This window comes from Rhodococcus sp. NPDC055024 (assembly GCF_053608585.1).
In genome coordinates this window covers 42,203-58,208 of sequence record NZ_JBSGVT010000001.1, presented here as the reverse complement: position 1 = coordinate 58,208, position 16,006 = coordinate 42,203, and the positions used below count along the sequence as shown (strand labels likewise).

Below are 16,006 nucleotides of genomic sequence, written 5' to 3'. Positions count from 1 at the left end.
ATGACGACTATCGCTGTTGTCGGTGCGACCGGTCAGGTCGGCATCGTCATGCGCACTTTGCTCGAAGAGCGGAACTTCCCCGCGGACAAGGTGCGGTTCTTCGCATCGGCACGCTCCGCCGGTAAGAAGCTTCCCTTCCGCGGCGAAGAGATCATCGTCGAGGATGCGGCCGCCACGTCGGACGAGGATCTGAAGGGCATCGACATCGCCCTCTTCTCCGCTGGTGCGACGCTCTCGCGCGCCCAGGCTCCGCGTTTCGCTGCTGCCGGAGCAACGGTTGTCGACAACTCTTCGGCATGGCGCAAGGATCCCGAGGTTCCCCTCGTGGTCAGCGAGGTCAACCCGCAGGACACCAAGAACCTGGTCAAGGGCATCATCGCGAACCCCAACTGCACCACCATGGCAGCGATGCCGGTGCTGAAGGTTCTGCATGACGAAGCTGGTCTGCAGCGTCTGATCGTCTCCAGCTACCAGGCTGTGTCCGGTAGCGGCATCGCCGGCGTCGAGGAACTCCTCGGCCAGGTGCGCGCCGTAGTCGGCGACGCCGAGAAGCTGGTTCACGACGGCAGCGCTGTCGACTTCCCGGCCCCGAACAACTACGTCGCTCCCATCGCGTTCAACGTCCTGCCTCTCGCAGGTTCGCTGGTCGACGACGGAAGCGGCGAGACCGACGAAGATCAGAAGCTCCGCAACGAGAGCCGCAAGATCCTCGGACTTCCCGATCTGTTGGTTTCGGGCACCTGCGTGCGCGTTCCCGTCGTGACCGGGCACTCGCTCGCGATCAATGCAGAGTTCGCGAACCCGCTCTCGGTCGCTCGTGCGAAGGAAATCCTCGCCGACGCTCCCGGTGTGGAGCTGGTAGAGGTTCCGACGCCGCTGGCCGCTGCCGGTGGCAACGCGTCGCTGGTCGGTCGCATCCGTCAGGACGAGGGTGTTCCGGAGGGTCGCGGACTCGCGCTCTTCGTCTCGGGTGACAACCTGCGTAAGGGCGCCGCTCTCAACACGATTCAGATTGCCGAGCTGTTGGTCGGCTAAGCATCTTTTTGTCAGTGACCCCGCGCTTTCCAGTGCGGGGTCACTGTCGTTTGTCGAGAGTTCTAGTCGAGTTCGGAGATCGCGACCAGGCCACCGAGGTAGTCGGCATCCGAATACGCTTTGGCGAGAAGCACTCCGAGTTCACCGAGAGCTTCGTTGTCGCCGCCGTAGGCAACAAACATGCCGGCCTCAGGATCGGTGCCGAACCGGCCTTCCAAATGCGGTGCGTCGCGGCCAACCACTGCGTGGGCTACCGAAGCCCAGTCGTAGCCGGAGCCTTCGAAACCCTCTACCTGCTCGAATACCGCTGCCACCTTGCCGAAATGCTGGTCGGTGAGCATCAGCGACCAGTTGCCCGGAGACGTTTCGAAAAGCTGCAGCGGTTCGATCGATGGTGATGTCATGTGAGTATTGAAGCAGATCCGACCGACAGGTTTCAGTCGTCTTCTAGCGACCTACCGACTGGGCGAGAGCTACAGCGAAGCTGGAAAGTCGTTCTCGGGTATAGCTTTCGGGGTCGCTGACGGCCAACCGTCCGAGCATTTCGGCAAACGACATCATCGTGTGGGCGAGGAGAACCGGATCCAGTCCTTCGAGTTTCGGTTCGATGGCAATTCCGGCGCGGGCCAGTTCTTCGGCGCGAGCGAAAACAGCTCCACGAGAGAGCTTCAACAAACCGTGATACTCACTGGGTGCGTTCTCGACAGACGTGAGAATCAGGCGCCAGCGCGTCGGGTTCGCGAGTACGGCGTCGACGAAGGCTCCAACGGTTCCGGTGTACGACGCGGCTGGGCCGAGTTCGCTCAGATCTGTCGGCATGGTTTCGAGCACCTGAGCGATGGCTCGCTCGTGCTCGCGGCGCAGCAGTGCGGCAACGAGATCGGTTCTCGTGTCAAAAATTGTGTAGAGGACGGGCTTGCCGACGCCGGCTTCGGCGGCGACTGATTCCATGCTGAGGTTGTGCAGGCCAACGCGGCCGGTGACCTCGAATGCTGCGTCGAGGAGCTGTTCGCGACGTTGCTCGGGCGCCATGCGCGGAGCGTACTTTCGACGCGGTGTGTCCGTTGTGTCTGCCTGTGACCTGGTCATCGTGTGCCTCACCTCCGCTCCCACCCTAATCTGCCAGCCACTTCTCCATGAATCATACGCAACCGTTGTATTCGACGTCTGCAATTGTTACGGTGGCGTTGCATTCGAAGGGGCGCTCAGTGAGGCGCCTCTGCCGAGATCTCGAGGAGAACAACCGCTATGACAGCGCCGAATGATCTGTTGCTCCATCCCTCCACTTACGATCGGCCGGAGTTCGACGCGACCACGCGGAGACTGCTGGGCGCGACCGTCGACTGGTTCGAAGCGCGTGGAAAGAGTCGGCTCCTGGCCGACTATCACGACAAGACCTTCTACTCCGATTTCCTCGATTTCGCGGCGAACGCGGTCCGGTCCCGTCACATTTCTGACGCCCGCCCGCGACAGCGGCGGCGACTCCGACAAGCGCTGGGATACCAGTCGTATCGCCGCGCTGTCCGAGATCCTCGGCTTCTACGGACTCAACTACTGGTACCCGTGGCAGGTGACCATTCTCGGTCTCGGGCCGGTGTGGCAGAGCGCCAACGAGACAGCAAGGGCGCGAGCAGCTTCCGCGTTGAGTTCCGGAGGTGTTGCGGCATTCGGATTGTCCGAGAAAGAGCACGGCGCCGACGTCTATTCCACCGACATGGTCTTGACGCCGAACGGCAGTGGTGGCTACCTGGCCAGCGGTTCGAAGTACTACATCGGAAATGGCAACTGTGCCAACACTGTTTCCGTCTTCGGTCGCGTCGACGGAGTGGAGGGTGCCGATCAGTACGTCTTCTTCTATGCGGACTCGGACCATCCGGCATTCACCGTGGTGAAGAACATCGTTCCGGCGCAGATGTACGTAGCGGAGTTCTCGCTCGCCGACTATCCCGTTGCGGCAGAAGATATTCTGCATACCGGTGAGGCAGCATTCAGTGCCGCACTCAACACGGTGAACATCGGAAAGTTCAACCTGTGCTTCGGTGGAATCGGTATGTCGACACATGCGTTGTACGAGACGATCACCCACGCGCACAATCGAATTCTGTTCAGCAATCCAGTCACCGCCTTCCCTCACGTGCGACGTGAATTCGTAGACGCGTACGCGCGCCTGCTGGCAATGAGGCTTTTCTCGGATCGAGCGGTGGATTATTTCCGTACTGCATCGCCCGAAGACCGCCGCTATCTCTTGTTCAACCCCGTCACCAAGATGAAGGTGACAACCGAAGCGCAGAAAGTGATCGGACTGCTCTCCGACATCGCTGCGGCAAAGGGTTTCGAGAAAGACAGCTACCTCGCGGTGGCCAAGATGGATGTCGACGGGTTGCCCAAGCTCGAAGGGACCGTCGCCGTCAATCTTGCCCTTATCGCCAAATTCATGCCGGCGTACCTCTTTGCCCCCGAGTCATTTCCGGCGATTTCGACGCGCAATGACGCCGCAGACGACGAGTTCCTGTTCCGTCAGGGCCCGACACGGGGGCTGTCGAAGGTTCGATTCGATGACTGGCGAGCGGTGTACGCGAAGTTCGCGGATGTTCCCAACGTCGCGCTGTTCGTCGAGCAGGCAGAAGCACTCGTGACCCTTCTGGCCGAAGCTGCACCGGATGCGGCGCAACAGGTCGACTTGGACTTCGGCTTGGCGATCACCGAACTCTTCACCCTCGTCGTCTACGGCCAGCTGATCCTCGAACAAGCCGAGATCTTGGGATTGGACGAGGGGCAGCGCGACGGCGGGGTCCTGGATCAGGTTTTCGATGTTTTGGTTCGCGACTTCAGTGCTGCGGCAGTGGAGTTGTACGGCAAGCCCAGCGCCAGTGAAGATCAGCAACGGTTGGCTCTCGCATCCATTCGGCGCCCCGCGTTTGCAACCGAGCGATTCGAGTACGTCTGGCAGCAGGTTGTGGCTCTGTCTGGTGCATACGAAATGAACGGTGCTGGCGAAACGAACAGGGAGAATCGAAATGTCTGAACTGGCGATGAATCGACCGCGTGAGGATTACGGCTTCTTCGGCCCAGGATCACCCAGCTGGAAAATATGGGCGGCTCCGACAGCATTGATCGGTTTCCAGCGCTCAGTGGTGCTCGAGCACTTCGACCCCTTCCTTGCTGCCGCAGTGGCAGACATGAGCGGGATCTACAGCGATCCGGCCGGCCGACTCGACCGAACCTTGGCCTACTTCCTGACCGTCGCCACTGCCGACGGGCGGACGGCACTGGCCTTGTCCGACCATCTCATGACGGTTCACTCTCAGGCCACGGGCATCGAACCGATCACCGGAACTCGTTACAGTGCAAACAATCCGGCGTCACAACTGTGGATCCACGTGACCGGTTGGCATTCGGTGCTCAAGTGCTACGAGATGTACGGGCCGGGACCACTCTCCGCCGTCGAAGAGCAGCGGTACTGGGAAGAATGTGTGATCGCTGCCGAACTACAGACATGCAAGACCTCCGACGTTCCACGCTCCCGAGACGAGGTACGTGAGTACTTCGCAGAAGTCAGGCCCAGATTGTGTACCTCCGAGCGTGCCAACCGGGCGATGCACTACTTGTTGAGAACTCCGAGAGCGCAGGGGAAGACGAAGTTCGCGACATTCAGCCGATTGGTCGCACCGGCCACTATCGCGACTTTGCCCGGCTGGATGCGAACGATGGGTGGGTTCGATCAGCCCGCGTTGTTGGACAGGGCAATTGCGCCCGCGGTGCGAACTGCAGTCCGGGTGGGCAGTTCACCGAAGAACATGACCACGGCGCTGAAAGTCATTGCGCCGATGACGGGCAAGGTGTTGGAGCGCCACTTGCGTGACGAGCAACCCCTCGACCCGAGGGTTGTCACCCCAGCAGAGATTCGGGAGCGATTCCCGCGAGCCGCCAAGGTTCCGCAGGCAGTCTGACGGGTTCGCCACGGCCTGTTGGCACCGCATCGAAGGATCCCTTCGATGCGGTGCTCGGCCATGTTCTGTTGTGTCTGAGGGGTACTACCTCAGGTTTTGAAGGTGGTGTTCGCCGGACGCGGGTGCCGCTGCGGGTCGATCGACGGCGGCGGAATGAACCACGGTTTGTTGTCGACACCGATCCGGATTTCCCATTTGCCGACGAATCCGGATTTCCGGTGCATCAGCCGGTGATGTGAACGGCACAGTAGGACAAGGTTGTTCATCACTGTCGGACCGCCGTTGGCCCAGTGCCGGATATGGTGTGCGTCGGTCCACGCCGGTACGCATGTGCAGCCGGGGAACGCGCAGCCTTTGTCTCGGGCAATCAGCGCGACGCGCTGTTCGGCAGTGACCAACCGTTTTCCGGGTTTCGCGTCCAACGGTGCGCCGTGATCGTCGAGTAGGACGGTGGACAGGAAGCAGTCGCACCCGAGGAGTCTGGTCTGTGAGACCGAGAGTGGCCCGAGCCATGGCATGTGCCCGACATCAAGATCCGACGGGGACTCTTCACCATTCGAGGGCGCGGCGGCGCAGTCCCGGTGCTCGGCAAGGTCGCGGGCGTTGATGTGCACGTTCACATGCGGACGTTGCCCACCATCGGTGCCGGTCTTGGCGCAGTCGAGGTAGCGGCGGATCAGTTCGGTGAACCCGTCCGCGGTCCGCTTCGCCGCCGACCGAGAGTCAGGAGTTCCATCGGGTGCCGGGGTCGGCATCGTCAGATTCGACAACGCCGACAACAACATTTCACCGGTAAGAGCGTCGAAATCACCGCGCACCACCACCCGGCCATTGAGTGTCGAGGCGATCCGGAGCTCGTTCCGGTCGATATCTTCGGCGGGCGGAATCTCATCGGACTCGAACACCCGCTCCAAGGTTGCGATGACGTGCCGCACCTTCGTTGTTGTCGCTTCCACCCCCGACGCAGCAGCGAGCAGCAGGTCGATGCACTTCGGTAGCGCTTCCTCCGGCATCCCCTTCGGCGGGGACTCGCAGAACGTCACGATCAAGACGGCGTGATCGAACGAGCAATCCCCATCATCGAAGCCTGCCGCCACCGCCGGAAACGGGCGCAGCGCGGCGCCCAGGGCGGCGATCTTCTTCCCGTCCCGGACCTGCAGCATCGTGTTCGCCGCCAACCACGGCCCAACTCCACGGCTGGCAATCACCTGATCATCCGGACGCATCGACAGTTCGTCGACTACCGCCACCCGCACCGCTTCCAAGCGCAGAATCTCCGCACTCGACGACACCGCAGCCTCACGCAACTCGGCAGCAGACAACCGCCACAGGCGTCCGCGTAACCCCACCGCAGAACCAGACACCACGTCCGACGACAAGACACTCATTGAATCCCCCGATCCCCACCCCCAACAATACTCGAACATGCGTTCGAGTCAAGAGTGTTTTCGAATCCCCGATTCGATCCCGTCGAGGAGGATCTGGAGTCCCTGAGTAAATGACTCCTCAGCTTCTCGTTCGAGATAGAAGTCGCCGCCCGGTGTTGGTGGGGCCTCCCTACCCAACTGCATTGTGTGCGGGAAGTGGTCCGCGAAGTCCGGTGCAGCGTCGGCGAGTGCAGCAGAAGACTCTGCCCACCAATGAGATTCGGAATCGCCGATGGTCGACGCTCTCCGGATGTCCACAAGAGTCCGGGCGGACCCCCGGATGAAATGGAAAAGCATGCTCACCGATCTGCGGATGGTCGGTGCATCGAGACCTGTGGAGTAGAGGATGGACAGAAGCGATTCGAGTCCCGCTTGCTCGTGCGGACCCAGGACAGGGCGCGCCAACGAGACGTCCAATGTCCACGGATGGCGCGTGTGTAGTGCGAAGAGTTCGGCCGCCCAGGCAGACAATGCGATACGCCAGTCGTTGATGACTTCGATCGTCGGTAACTCGGCATGGACCCGGTCGTACATCAGGTCCAGTAACTCGTCCTTTCCCGGTATGTAGGTGTACAGCGACATCGCTGTGCGACCGAGGTGGTCGCCGATCATGCGCATCGAGAGTGGGGTCGTGGGGTTGGCGTCGGCAACCTCGATTGCGGCGTCAACGACCGTGGCCGTGGACAGTGCAGGCTTCGGTCCTCGGCGTCCGGAAGTCGCTATGGGTTGACGCCACAGAAGCGAAATCGTGCGTGCGATATCGCGTTGGCCTGTCTGTTTGCACATCTTGCCGCTTTCGTTGTGTCGCGCTATTCTTAATTACTTTACAGTGTAAATATTTCGAGGAGTCAATATGGCGGAAGCAAGACTTCACGACGGGACAACTATCGACGTCGAGATCCTCGGGCATGGCCCGGCCCTTTTGATGCCCGTGAACCCGGTTCCGGCAACCGGAAGCAATGCGGAAGAATTGCGCGCCTGGGGCGTCGACCCTTCGCTGGGCCGAACGATCATGGAAGAACTGGCATCGAAATTCACGGTGGTTGCCTTCGATTACGAAGGTCACCGGATGGCATCGCCCGCCCCGGACACGCTCACTCCCGTCAACATCGCGTCGGACTTTCTGTCCGTGGCAGATTCGGCCGGGATTGACCAGTTCGCCTATTACGGATACTCCTGGCTGGCTGTGTGTGGATTGCAGTTGGTGCTGCGCACTGATCGTCTGGCTGCCCTGGCCATGGGTGGTTTCCCGCCACTGAATGGGCCCTACAGAGCGATGCTCCAGGTAACCGAAGCTACACACCGCATGGCGAGCGAACCGCCCCGGCGCACATCGCAACCCACTGCGTCACAGCCGGCATCACCGGACGACTTCGATTGGAACTCCATCGACATTGCATTGACCGAAGCGCAGACCCGGCAGTTCGTGACGTTGTACCGCGCGCTGAGTGATTTCGACGACCGGAAGGCTCAAGAGCGCATCCGTTGTCCGCGAATGTGTTTCGTCGGGGCGGAAGACGTCATCGAATACGGTGACCGGTGGGGTGGAGTACGAGTCGCGCCTGGCGATCTCGACGTCGACGCGACTCGGTTGGCAGGGTGGCATGTCGAGGTGCTCGACGGTCTCAATCACACGCGGGCAATGCAACCGGCTAATGTTCTGCCAATTCTCAAACCCTGGTTGGAGAATGCAGTCGGTGTTTGACCGCGTGAGCACACGGGTAACCCGCTCCGGATGCCATCAGCGTGAGGGGGCCGTGAGTGGACGAGTCACACAAGATCCGTCGCCGATCGTTTGTTCAAGGGCTTGGCCTGCTCGCTGGACTGAGTGCATTGTCCGCCGGATCTGCGACGGCTCGACCTCCTGATGTCGATCCACTGCGCCCGTTCCAACTTCCGTCACCCCGGCTGGAACCGTTCCGGGAGCCCCTTCCTGTCCTGCCGGGCATTTCGGGTGGCAATCTGGAACTTCGCGCGGCGTCGTCGATGCACCGGTTCCATCCGGACCTACCGTCGTCGCCGTCGCTGGGATACGGCGGGTTGGACTATCTGGGCCCCACCATCGAGGCGCACGTCGATCAGCTCGTGACAGTGCGATACGCCAATGACATTGCTGCGTATCCGCTTGCCGCCGATGTCGATCCGGGTCTGCACGGTGTGAGCGACCTCGACCGCACGCAGGTCCCCACCTCGCTTCACCTGCATGGAGGAGTTACTGCACCACAGTTCGACGGACATCCGGAGTTGATTCAACGGCCGGGCGAAGGTTTGGTCCACGAATACACGAATGGTCGTGCGGCCGGTAATCTCTGGTACCACGATCACGCCATGGGGATGACTCGCCTCAACGTCTACGCGGGGCTGGTCGGGATGTATTTTCTCCGTGACGACGCTGATACAGGCACAGCCGGGAACTCTCTCGGCTTGCCGTCCGGTGAGTTCGAGCTTCCGATGATTCTGCAGGACAAGGTATTCACCTCCGACGGTCAGCAGAGTGTCCGTTCCACGTGGCTCACTCCGCAAGGTTCATGGGATCCGGCGACTCCCGGTGACGTGGGCGTGGTGAACGGCGTCGTATGGCCGAAAGTGGAGGTGGCTCGCGGACTGTATCGATTGCGACTGCTCAATGCCGCAACCTATTCGGTGTGGAATCTGCACTTCGCAAATCGTATGCGGTTCTGGGTGATCGGGTCCGAGGGTGGGTTACTGGCCGCTCCTGCGCCGACGGATCACGTCCGGTTGAGTCCAGGTGAACGCGCTGATTTGCTGGTCGACTTCAGCATGCTCGAGCCGGGTACGACGGTGGAATTGCGCAACGACGAACCGGTACCTCTTGCGGTGGCTCAACGCGGCACGCAGGTGATGCCGGTCTTCTGCCGGTTCGACGTGGGCAGTGCAGCAGGGTTCACCGGCACGATCCCCCAGAAGTTGAATTCCGTTGCCGCCGAGCCTGCGTCCCCGGATGTGGTGCGAAATCTTACGATCATGCAGCTGTCGCGTCCCTCGGATTATCCCTCGATCACCATGTCGCTCAACAATTTGCGGTTCACCGATTCGGATATCGAACTACCGCGCCAGGGGACCGTCGAACAATGGAATCTGATCAACGTCACCACGGAACCGCATCCGATTCATCTGCATCTGGTGGCGTTCCGCGTTGTGGGACGCCAGAACATCGACACTGCAGCGCTGATGCAGCGGTATCCGGTACCTGACCTGGGGGTCCGGTGGACGCCGTCGGCCGAGGAGTTCGTGACCTCCCCGCTGCGGCCTCCCGAAGTGTGGGAAACGGGGGAGAAAGACACTGTCATCGTGGATGCCAACTCGATTACCCGCGTGATCGTTCGCTTTCCGACGGCGGACGAGCTGGGCTTCGATCCGGATGCAACATTCGCGAGAGGTTCCATGGCGGATCACTCGGCACACGGTGAGGCCGGCATGGAGGACCTGCAGGGGTACGTCTGGCACTGCCACATGCTCGATCACGAAGACCACGACATGATGTTGCGATATCGGGTGGTGACGTAGCCTTCAAAGGGAGAAAAGTTCCCAGAGGAGGCAGCTGTGTCGGAAGGTGCGCCCACGGGGCCCCTGGACGGATATCGGGTGATTGAACTCGGAACCTTGATCGCCGGGCCCTTCGCCGGGAAATTGCTCGGCGACATGGGAGCCGACGTGATCAAGATCGAATCGCCGGACCGCCCAGACCCGCTTCGTACCTGGGGTCAGGCTGAGCAGGACGGTCATCGATTCTTCTGGACGGTTCACGCCCGCAACAAGCGGTGTGTGACGTTGGATCTTCGCGTCGACGCGGGGCGAGACCTGTTTTTGAATCTGGTCGAACATGCGGACGTGGTGGTCGAGAACTTCCGGCCGGGCACCCTCGAAAAGTGGGGTCTGGGATTCGACGTGCTCAGCGCACGCAACCCGAAGTTGGTGTTGGCCAGGGTATCCGGGTACGGGCAGAGCGGACCGCAGGCGAAGAGTGCCGGCTACGCCTCGGTGGCTGAGGCAGTCAGCGGATTTCGGCATCTGAACGGTTATCCAGGGCAGGCACCTCCGCGTATTGCCCTTTCGCTCGGAGATTCCCTCGGCGGGATGTTCGCCGTTCAGGGAGTGTTGGCGGCGTTGCTCTCGCGAGAGCGGACCGGCCGCGGTCAGGTCGTCGACGTTGCTCTCACGGAATCCTGTCTGGCGGTGCAGGAATCCACGATTCCGGATTACGACCGCGGCGGCATCATCCGACAGCCCTCGGGAACGAGGTTGGAGGGTATCGCGCCGTCCAACATCTATCAGACCTCTGAAGGAAACTGGGTGGTGATCGCGGCCAATCAGGACACGTTGTTCGCTCGGCTGTGCAGCATCATGGGTTCACCGGAACTTGCTCAGGACAAGCGTTTCGCGGATCACGTTGCGCGGGGAAAGCACCAGGATGAACTCGACGAACTGATCGCCGAATGGGTTGTGGCACAGGATCCCGCGACGCTGGTGGAACGGCTGACCGAGGTGGGAGTTGTTGCCGGACCGATCAATACGGTTGAAGACGTCGTCAAGGATCCTCAGTTGATCGCACGGGGAATGCTTGTCGACCACTACGACGAGCGGATCGGGGAAAACGTCCTTGGCTTGGGTGTCGTGCCTACCTTCAGTGAGACCCCTGGATCCGTGCGCAACGCGGGAGCGTCGGCGCCGGGTCACGACAACTCCTCGGTCTGGGGCGGGCTCCTCGGACTCTCGGACGACGAGCAGGCAGAACTGAAAACGAAGGGCGTGATCTGACATGTCGGTCCCTGACGCGGGTATTCCAGCAGTCAGTATTCGTGAAGTCGGGCCACGGGACGGGTTGCAGATCGAAGACCCGGTGTCGCTGGCGGAGAAACTTCGACTTGTCGAAGCTCTGGCTGCGACGGGTGTTTCGCGCATCGAGGCGACGTCGTTCGTCTCACCGCGCGCTGTGCCGGCATTGGCGGACGCGGAGTTATTGGCCGCAGAACTGCACCAGTGGCCGGGCATCGAGTTCTCGGCATTGGTCGCCGGAATCGGAGGAGCGAAACGGGCCGTCGCCGCAGGAACGAAAACCGTCGAATACGTTGTGTCGGCATCGAATGGACACAGCGAAGCCAACACCCGGTCGACCACCGAGCAAGCAACCGAACGTATCGGAGAGGTCGTCCAGATCGTCCACGACGTCGGTGGGCGGGTAGAGGTCATCGTGGCCACAGCCTGGGACTGCCCGTTCGACGGTCCCACCGATCCGGATCGTGTTCTGCGGATTGCGGAGCAGGCCAAAGAGTTCGGCGCTGATCAGTTCTCGATCGCGGACACCATCGGCACTGCCACGCCGGGGCGTGTCGGACGGTTGATCGACGCTGTGGGCGAAAGAGTGGGCGACTTCGGCTTGGGTGTGCACTTCCACAACACTCGCGGGGCTGGTCTTGCCTGCGCGTTGGCGGCTGTGCAGCACGGTGTTCGAAACCTGGACGCGTCCACCGGCGGTCTGGGCGGTTGTCCGTTCGCTCCAGGTGCCAGTGGCAATATTGCGACCGAGGAACTGGTCTACATGCTCGAAGACATGGGCATTGCGACAGGTATCGACCTGGACGCGAGCATTCGTGCCGCTGCCGTTGCGGAAGAGATTGTGGGCCATGCAGTTCCCAGTAATCTCCTCCGCGCGGGCGATCGGAAGCGATAGGGCGCCTTACCCGTCTCGGCTGGGTGACGCGAGCTGCAGTTTGACCAACTGTTCGTGTGCCGCCGGCGGCCAACCGATGCGCTGCTTCTCCAGATACCATGCACCGGCGGCAAAAATGAGCGCTAGGACGATCCAGATCGCGACACTTCCGATCTGGGAGCCCAGGTCGCTCGACGAGGACGCTTCGCCTGTGCTGTAGTCGTATTCCGTTGTCGTGGTGATTCCCTCGACTGCGAAGGTCCACAGAATCGGAAGTGCGCACAGCGCGGCGAGGGCGCGAGCGATATGTGCTGGACGCAGTTCGAAGATCATTCTTTTCTCCTGGTGATCGACCCGGTGAATCTCATTCTCCTCGAAAGCTATTAGGGATCGACGGTGCTGTCTGTAGTCGGATCGACGGACACGGATGCGGTGCCGAGCTCCGCTAACCCTTCTGCCGTATCAGTTGCATTCCGTTGTGATCGAACTCGATTCGTCGAACGTCTTCGGTGTCGACCAGCATCGTGGCCATGGCGGTGCGCCGTGGTGGAAGGATCCGAATAGTCACTTTGCCTCGCGTGATCGCGGTGAGTTCCCGGACGATGCTCGAGTGGATTCGGTCGCGCACAGCGGGGTTCGCGTCATCCATTCCGTGGTCGTCGAGCAGTACCACCTCAACGCCACGGCTCCGCGCCGAGTACACCGCTTCGACGACATCTGTCTCTTGTAAGGCAGGTGCCCTCAGTGAATCTCGGAGTTGTGCCTCGAGGAGTTCGCATTCTTGTCGCTCGGCGGATGTCAGCGGAACCCCGGAACCGATCCGTTCGAGAAGCGGGCGTGCAAGGAGATCGAGCCTGTCGAGTTGCGCGTCGCGTTCCTCGAGAATCGCAGCGTTAGCGGATGCGGAGGCAATTCGTCGGGTGGACTGCTCCCTGAGTTCGTAGATCACCCTGGCCTGGGGGCGGATGGTGTACGCGAAGAAGGTCGCCATCAGAACAGGACCCGCGTTGATAACCGTCAACGAGACTCCGTACATGGCCCCCTGGCCGGTAGTGGAGGACCAGATGGCGGTTACCGACACCATGAGCCCAAGCCCAATCCATGCGAAAGCAGTACGCCCACGAACGCACATGAAGGTGAAGACAGCCGTCGACATCCCGAACATCCACAGTTGAGTCATGTCGTTGACGGGGACTGGAACTACCGACAACACCAAGCCACTCGTGACGGCGCCGGTCAAAGACACCAGAATGCTCTGCCCCAGCGGCATCGGGTCGCCCTTGCTCAGAACGAGTGTGAATGCCGCAGTCGAGCACACGACAATTGCCAGAACCATCGGCCAGACGGCTCGGACGTCGGAGGACGTGTAGGCGACCGAGATCACGCAGGTGAGGGCGAAGCATGCAGCCATGAATCGAGCGGCACGGCTGTGCATGCCGAGGAGATCGCGAATATCTCGCCCGTCTGGTCTGGTCACGTCATCACCGTTGCGGGCGCGCTCAAGGTGAGCGTCACAGAAGTGCCGCGACCGGGAGACGATCGAACGACTGCCGATCCGCCGTCGAGTTGACGCATTCTCCCGCGAATGCTGACAGTGATTCCGAGTCGATGTGTCTCGACGGAGCTCGGATCGAAGCCGACGCCGTCGTCCGCGACGACTACCTCGAGGCCCGTCGCGGTTGCCGTGACCGTGACCGACCGTCGTGCACTGCTTCCGGCGTGCTTGACGCTGTTGCGCAGCGCCTCGGCCATCGCGCCGGCCATCGCTCGAATCGAATCGGGTGCATATCCGCTCGGATCAGCTCCACCGGAGATGGCGTGGTCGAAGGCGATACCTTCGTCTACTTCCGAAGCGGCTGAACGTAACTGAGCGAGAATTCCGTCGAAGTCGAAGATCGTCTCGTGGTCGGTTCCGGAGCGGAGTTCGTCCAGGCTCGCCACCGTTCTTCGCGCCTGAGCGACGACCGAGGGATCGGCATCGTTTCTCGAAGCAGCGAGCAGGGTGGACATCACGGTGTCGTGGATGAGTGCGTCGAATCTTTCGCGCTCGACGGACTTGGCCTCGGCCGCGGCGGCGCCGGCCGCGGCGGCATGAGTGGTGGCGATGGTTGCATCCAGTACTCGGCCGGTGCGCAAGGCCATGACTGCCGCTGCGACGAATACCGCGCAAAATGTCCAGGCGAAGGCGAGGTCGGGAACAAGCAGGTGTGTGGTGGGACTGGTGCGGATTATGTGATTGGTCAATTGCGCGAGTGTTGCCGCCACGAATAGGTGCACGACGGCAGCGGCCGGCCGCCAAGCGGCAGCTGCGGCAAGGCTGGCTACACCGGGGAAATTGGTAATCCACAAGGTGAAATCCGTGACGTGCTCACCATTCCAGGCGGGCCACCACAGCAAGATGACCACAATGTAGAGAAGCGCATTGGTACTCGCGGCTCGTTTCACCCACTTTGTGTCCGCGTGAAACGTCGATGCTCCCAGTGCCAACCCACTACCGAAAGTCGCGACCACAGCCACGGGCGTCCACCATGACTCGGACAGAGCAGTGGCGTCTGAAATGGCAGGGGCAAGCAATATCAGATAACAGACATAGCCGGCGCCGATGAAACGGCCGAAGAGCCTCAGAATATTGTCAGAAGCGGTAGCGGGTTCGCTGTCGGTGGCTCGGGTCAGAGTTCGTCGATCGTGACTATCTGATCTTGTATCGCTCGCACGAGTAGTTCGCATTTCGTCGGTGCGTTCCTTCCAACGTAGGCATACTTCTCGCGAATGCGGGACAGGTGGGTTCCCACTGTTCCCACGCTTATGTAGAGGTTTTGAGCGACGCGTGACTTCGAATCACTGAGTAGCCACGCCCTGAGAACCTCGACTTCGCGCTCCGAAAGGTGTGGTCCGACAGGTTCTTGTGCCGTGCAGTTTTCCACAGTGACGCTCATGAGTTTCGTCTTTCTTTCGAATAGCGGAATGACAGACTCCCCGACAGCGCCGTCTTCTTACCAGGAGAAATGTAAGTCGAAGTTGACCCTTTGTCCCAGACATCAATTCCTATGCCCATATTTCCAGGGGCAGCCTTAGCGAAAGTAATTGTCAGCGAAACAGCTTCATTACTGAAGGTCATTGTTTGTCAATGTCAGATTGCTCCCGAAATTCGTCCGTTCCGGAATCGGCAACACCCCGTCCTCGACCGCGCGTTTGTACAGATCAGTCTTTGTGGGGGCCGGCCGTCCGGCGGCCGCATATTTCTGCCTGATGCGCTGGAGGTAGTCGTTGACCGTTTGCGGCGACAATCCGGTGAGCCGCGCAACGCGATCCGCCTTCTCTCCGGATGCGTAAAGTTCGAGTACCTCGAGTTGTCGAGGACTCAGACCCACCTCACCTAGACCTGGATCCCCGTCAATGGCGGCGGCCCACTCCGTCGTCACCACCTGCCCTCCCGACGCGGCGGAACGTATCGCATCAACCACGACGGCAGTCGGCTCGGATTTGCGTACAACACCCAGCACACCGGCACGGGCGGCCGAGCGAACGAGAAACGGGTTCTCTGCTCCGGTGAAGATCAATGTCTCGAGCCCGGCTGCCCGCAGTTGCTCGACGTTGCTCTTGGGTGATGACCCGTCAGCCAGCCGGAGGTCGAGAATTGCCAGATCCAAGGCGACCTTCTGAGCGAGCAGCTCGGACACGGTGGTCGCGATGCACACCAACTCGAGATCTGGTTCGTCCTTCAGCATCACGGACAAGCCGATAGCAACCGACTCGTGGTCTTCGACCAGCCCTACGCGGCGATGTGGAAATGCAGTTTGCTCTGACATACGAACGATCCCCTCCTCTCGATGCGAAGACGTTATCAGGGAAGCTGACCGGTTGGTCTGGATGGCGTTATCGGCTGGCTAAGTTTTGAAGTCAGCCTGGACTGTTTTGCGTTT

The 16,006-nt window shown here is 60.9% G+C and carries 15 protein-coding genes and 1 pseudogene; 7 read left to right on the top strand and 9 right to left on the bottom strand.

Going from position 1 to position 16,006, the window contains the following annotated elements:
* A complete protein-coding gene (locus ACWF6P_RS00275) occupies positions 1-1,035 on the top strand; it encodes an aspartate-semialdehyde dehydrogenase (protein WP_283306612.1) in 1,035 nt (344 codons plus the stop codon).
* A 62-nt stretch (positions 1,036-1,097) separates the two neighbouring features.
* On the opposite strand, the gene ACWF6P_RS00270 is transcribed toward ACWF6P_RS00275, so the two are convergent.
* Positions 1,098-1,439, bottom strand: a complete 342-nt coding sequence (locus ACWF6P_RS00270) for an Imm51 family immunity protein (RefSeq protein WP_138871542.1) — start codon at positions 1,437-1,439, stop codon at positions 1,098-1,100.
* A gap of 43 nt (positions 1,440-1,482) precedes the next feature.
* Positions 1,483-2,124 (bottom strand): TetR/AcrR family transcriptional regulator, encoded by a 642-nt coding sequence (locus ACWF6P_RS00265; protein ID WP_378445687.1) that lies wholly within the window; start codon positions 2,122-2,124, stop codon positions 1,483-1,485.
* Between the two features lie 138 nt (positions 2,125-2,262).
* Between ACWF6P_RS00265 and ACWF6P_RS00260 the strand changes: the two are divergent.
* Positions 2,263-4,060: pseudogene (locus ACWF6P_RS00260) on the top strand (acyl-CoA dehydrogenase).
* On the top strand, positions 4,053-4,985 hold the full coding sequence (locus ACWF6P_RS00255; protein ID WP_452619543.1) for an oxygenase MpaB family protein: 933 nt from the start codon (positions 4,053-4,055) through the stop codon (positions 4,983-4,985). Before ACWF6P_RS00260 ends, ACWF6P_RS00255 begins: the two are co-directional and overlap by 8 nt.
* 89 nt (positions 4,986-5,074) lie before the next feature.
* Here the strand turns inward: ACWF6P_RS00255 and ACWF6P_RS00250 are convergent, their stop codons facing one another.
* Together ACWF6P_RS00250 and ACWF6P_RS00245 are read right to left on the bottom strand one after the other, a co-directional pair.
* Positions 5,075-6,373, bottom strand: coding sequence for a DUF222 domain-containing protein (locus tag ACWF6P_RS00250; RefSeq protein WP_452619542.1), 1,299 nt, complete (start codon positions 6,371-6,373; stop codon positions 5,075-5,077).
* Positions 6,374-6,421: 48 nt separating this feature from the next.
* Positions 6,422-7,198, bottom strand: coding sequence for a TetR/AcrR family transcriptional regulator (locus tag ACWF6P_RS00245; RefSeq protein ID WP_452619541.1), 777 nt, complete (start codon positions 7,196-7,198; stop codon positions 6,422-6,424).
* A 67-nt stretch (positions 7,199-7,265) separates the two neighbouring features.
* Here ACWF6P_RS00245 and ACWF6P_RS00240 point away from each other — a divergent pair, with 67 nt between their 5' ends.
* The 4 genes from ACWF6P_RS00240 to ACWF6P_RS00225 are packed head-to-tail and all read left to right on the top strand — an operon-like array spanning position 7,266 to position 12,104.
* Positions 7,266-8,117 (top strand): alpha/beta fold hydrolase, encoded by an 852-nt coding sequence (locus tag ACWF6P_RS00240; RefSeq protein ID WP_452619540.1) that lies wholly within the window; start codon positions 7,266-7,268, stop codon positions 8,115-8,117.
* A 56-nt stretch (positions 8,118-8,173) separates the two neighbouring features.
* The gene (locus tag ACWF6P_RS00235) at positions 8,174-9,940 is read left to right on the top strand and encodes a multicopper oxidase family protein (RefSeq protein WP_452619539.1); all 1,767 of its coding nucleotides are present in this window, start codon (positions 8,174-8,176) and stop codon (positions 9,938-9,940) included.
* A 36-nt stretch (positions 9,941-9,976) separates the two neighbouring features.
* A complete protein-coding gene (locus tag ACWF6P_RS00230; RefSeq protein WP_452619538.1) occupies positions 9,977-11,191 on the top strand; it encodes a CaiB/BaiF CoA transferase family protein in 1,215 nt (404 codons plus the stop codon).
* Position 11,192: 1 nt separating this feature from the next.
* On the top strand, positions 11,193-12,104 hold the full coding sequence (locus ACWF6P_RS00225) for a hydroxymethylglutaryl-CoA lyase (protein ID WP_452619537.1): 912 nt from the start codon (positions 11,193-11,195) through the stop codon (positions 12,102-12,104).
* Between the two features lie 6 nt (positions 12,105-12,110).
* Here ACWF6P_RS00225 and ACWF6P_RS00220 read toward each other — a convergent pair whose 3' ends face one another.
* The 5 genes from ACWF6P_RS00220 to ACWF6P_RS00200 all read right to left on the bottom strand — a co-directional run bounded on the left by ACWF6P_RS00220 (position 12,111) and on the right by ACWF6P_RS00200 (position 15,892).
* Positions 12,111-12,416, bottom strand: a complete 306-nt coding sequence (locus ACWF6P_RS00220; protein WP_452619536.1) for a hypothetical protein — start codon at positions 12,414-12,416, stop codon at positions 12,111-12,113.
* 112 nt (positions 12,417-12,528) lie between these two features.
* Entirely contained in the window at positions 12,529-13,560 is a 1,032-nt protein-coding gene (locus ACWF6P_RS00215) for a hypothetical protein (RefSeq protein WP_378537028.1), read from the bottom strand.
* On the bottom strand, positions 13,557-14,600 hold the full coding sequence (locus ACWF6P_RS00210; protein ID WP_452619535.1) for a sensor histidine kinase: 1,044 nt from the start codon (positions 14,598-14,600) through the stop codon (positions 13,557-13,559). Before ACWF6P_RS00210 ends, ACWF6P_RS00215 begins: the two co-directional genes overlap by 4 nt.
* 152 nt (positions 14,601-14,752) lie before the next feature.
* Positions 14,753-15,019 carry a response regulator transcription factor gene (locus ACWF6P_RS00205; protein ID WP_452619534.1) on the bottom strand — a complete coding sequence of 89 codons (267 nt, stop codon included), beginning with the start codon at positions 15,017-15,019 and terminating at the stop codon, positions 14,753-14,755.
* A gap of 168 nt (positions 15,020-15,187) precedes the next feature.
* On the bottom strand, positions 15,188-15,892 hold the full coding sequence (locus ACWF6P_RS00200) for a response regulator transcription factor (protein ID WP_452619533.1): 705 nt from the start codon (positions 15,890-15,892) through the stop codon (positions 15,188-15,190).
* Between the last annotated feature and the right edge of the window lie 114 nt (positions 15,893-16,006).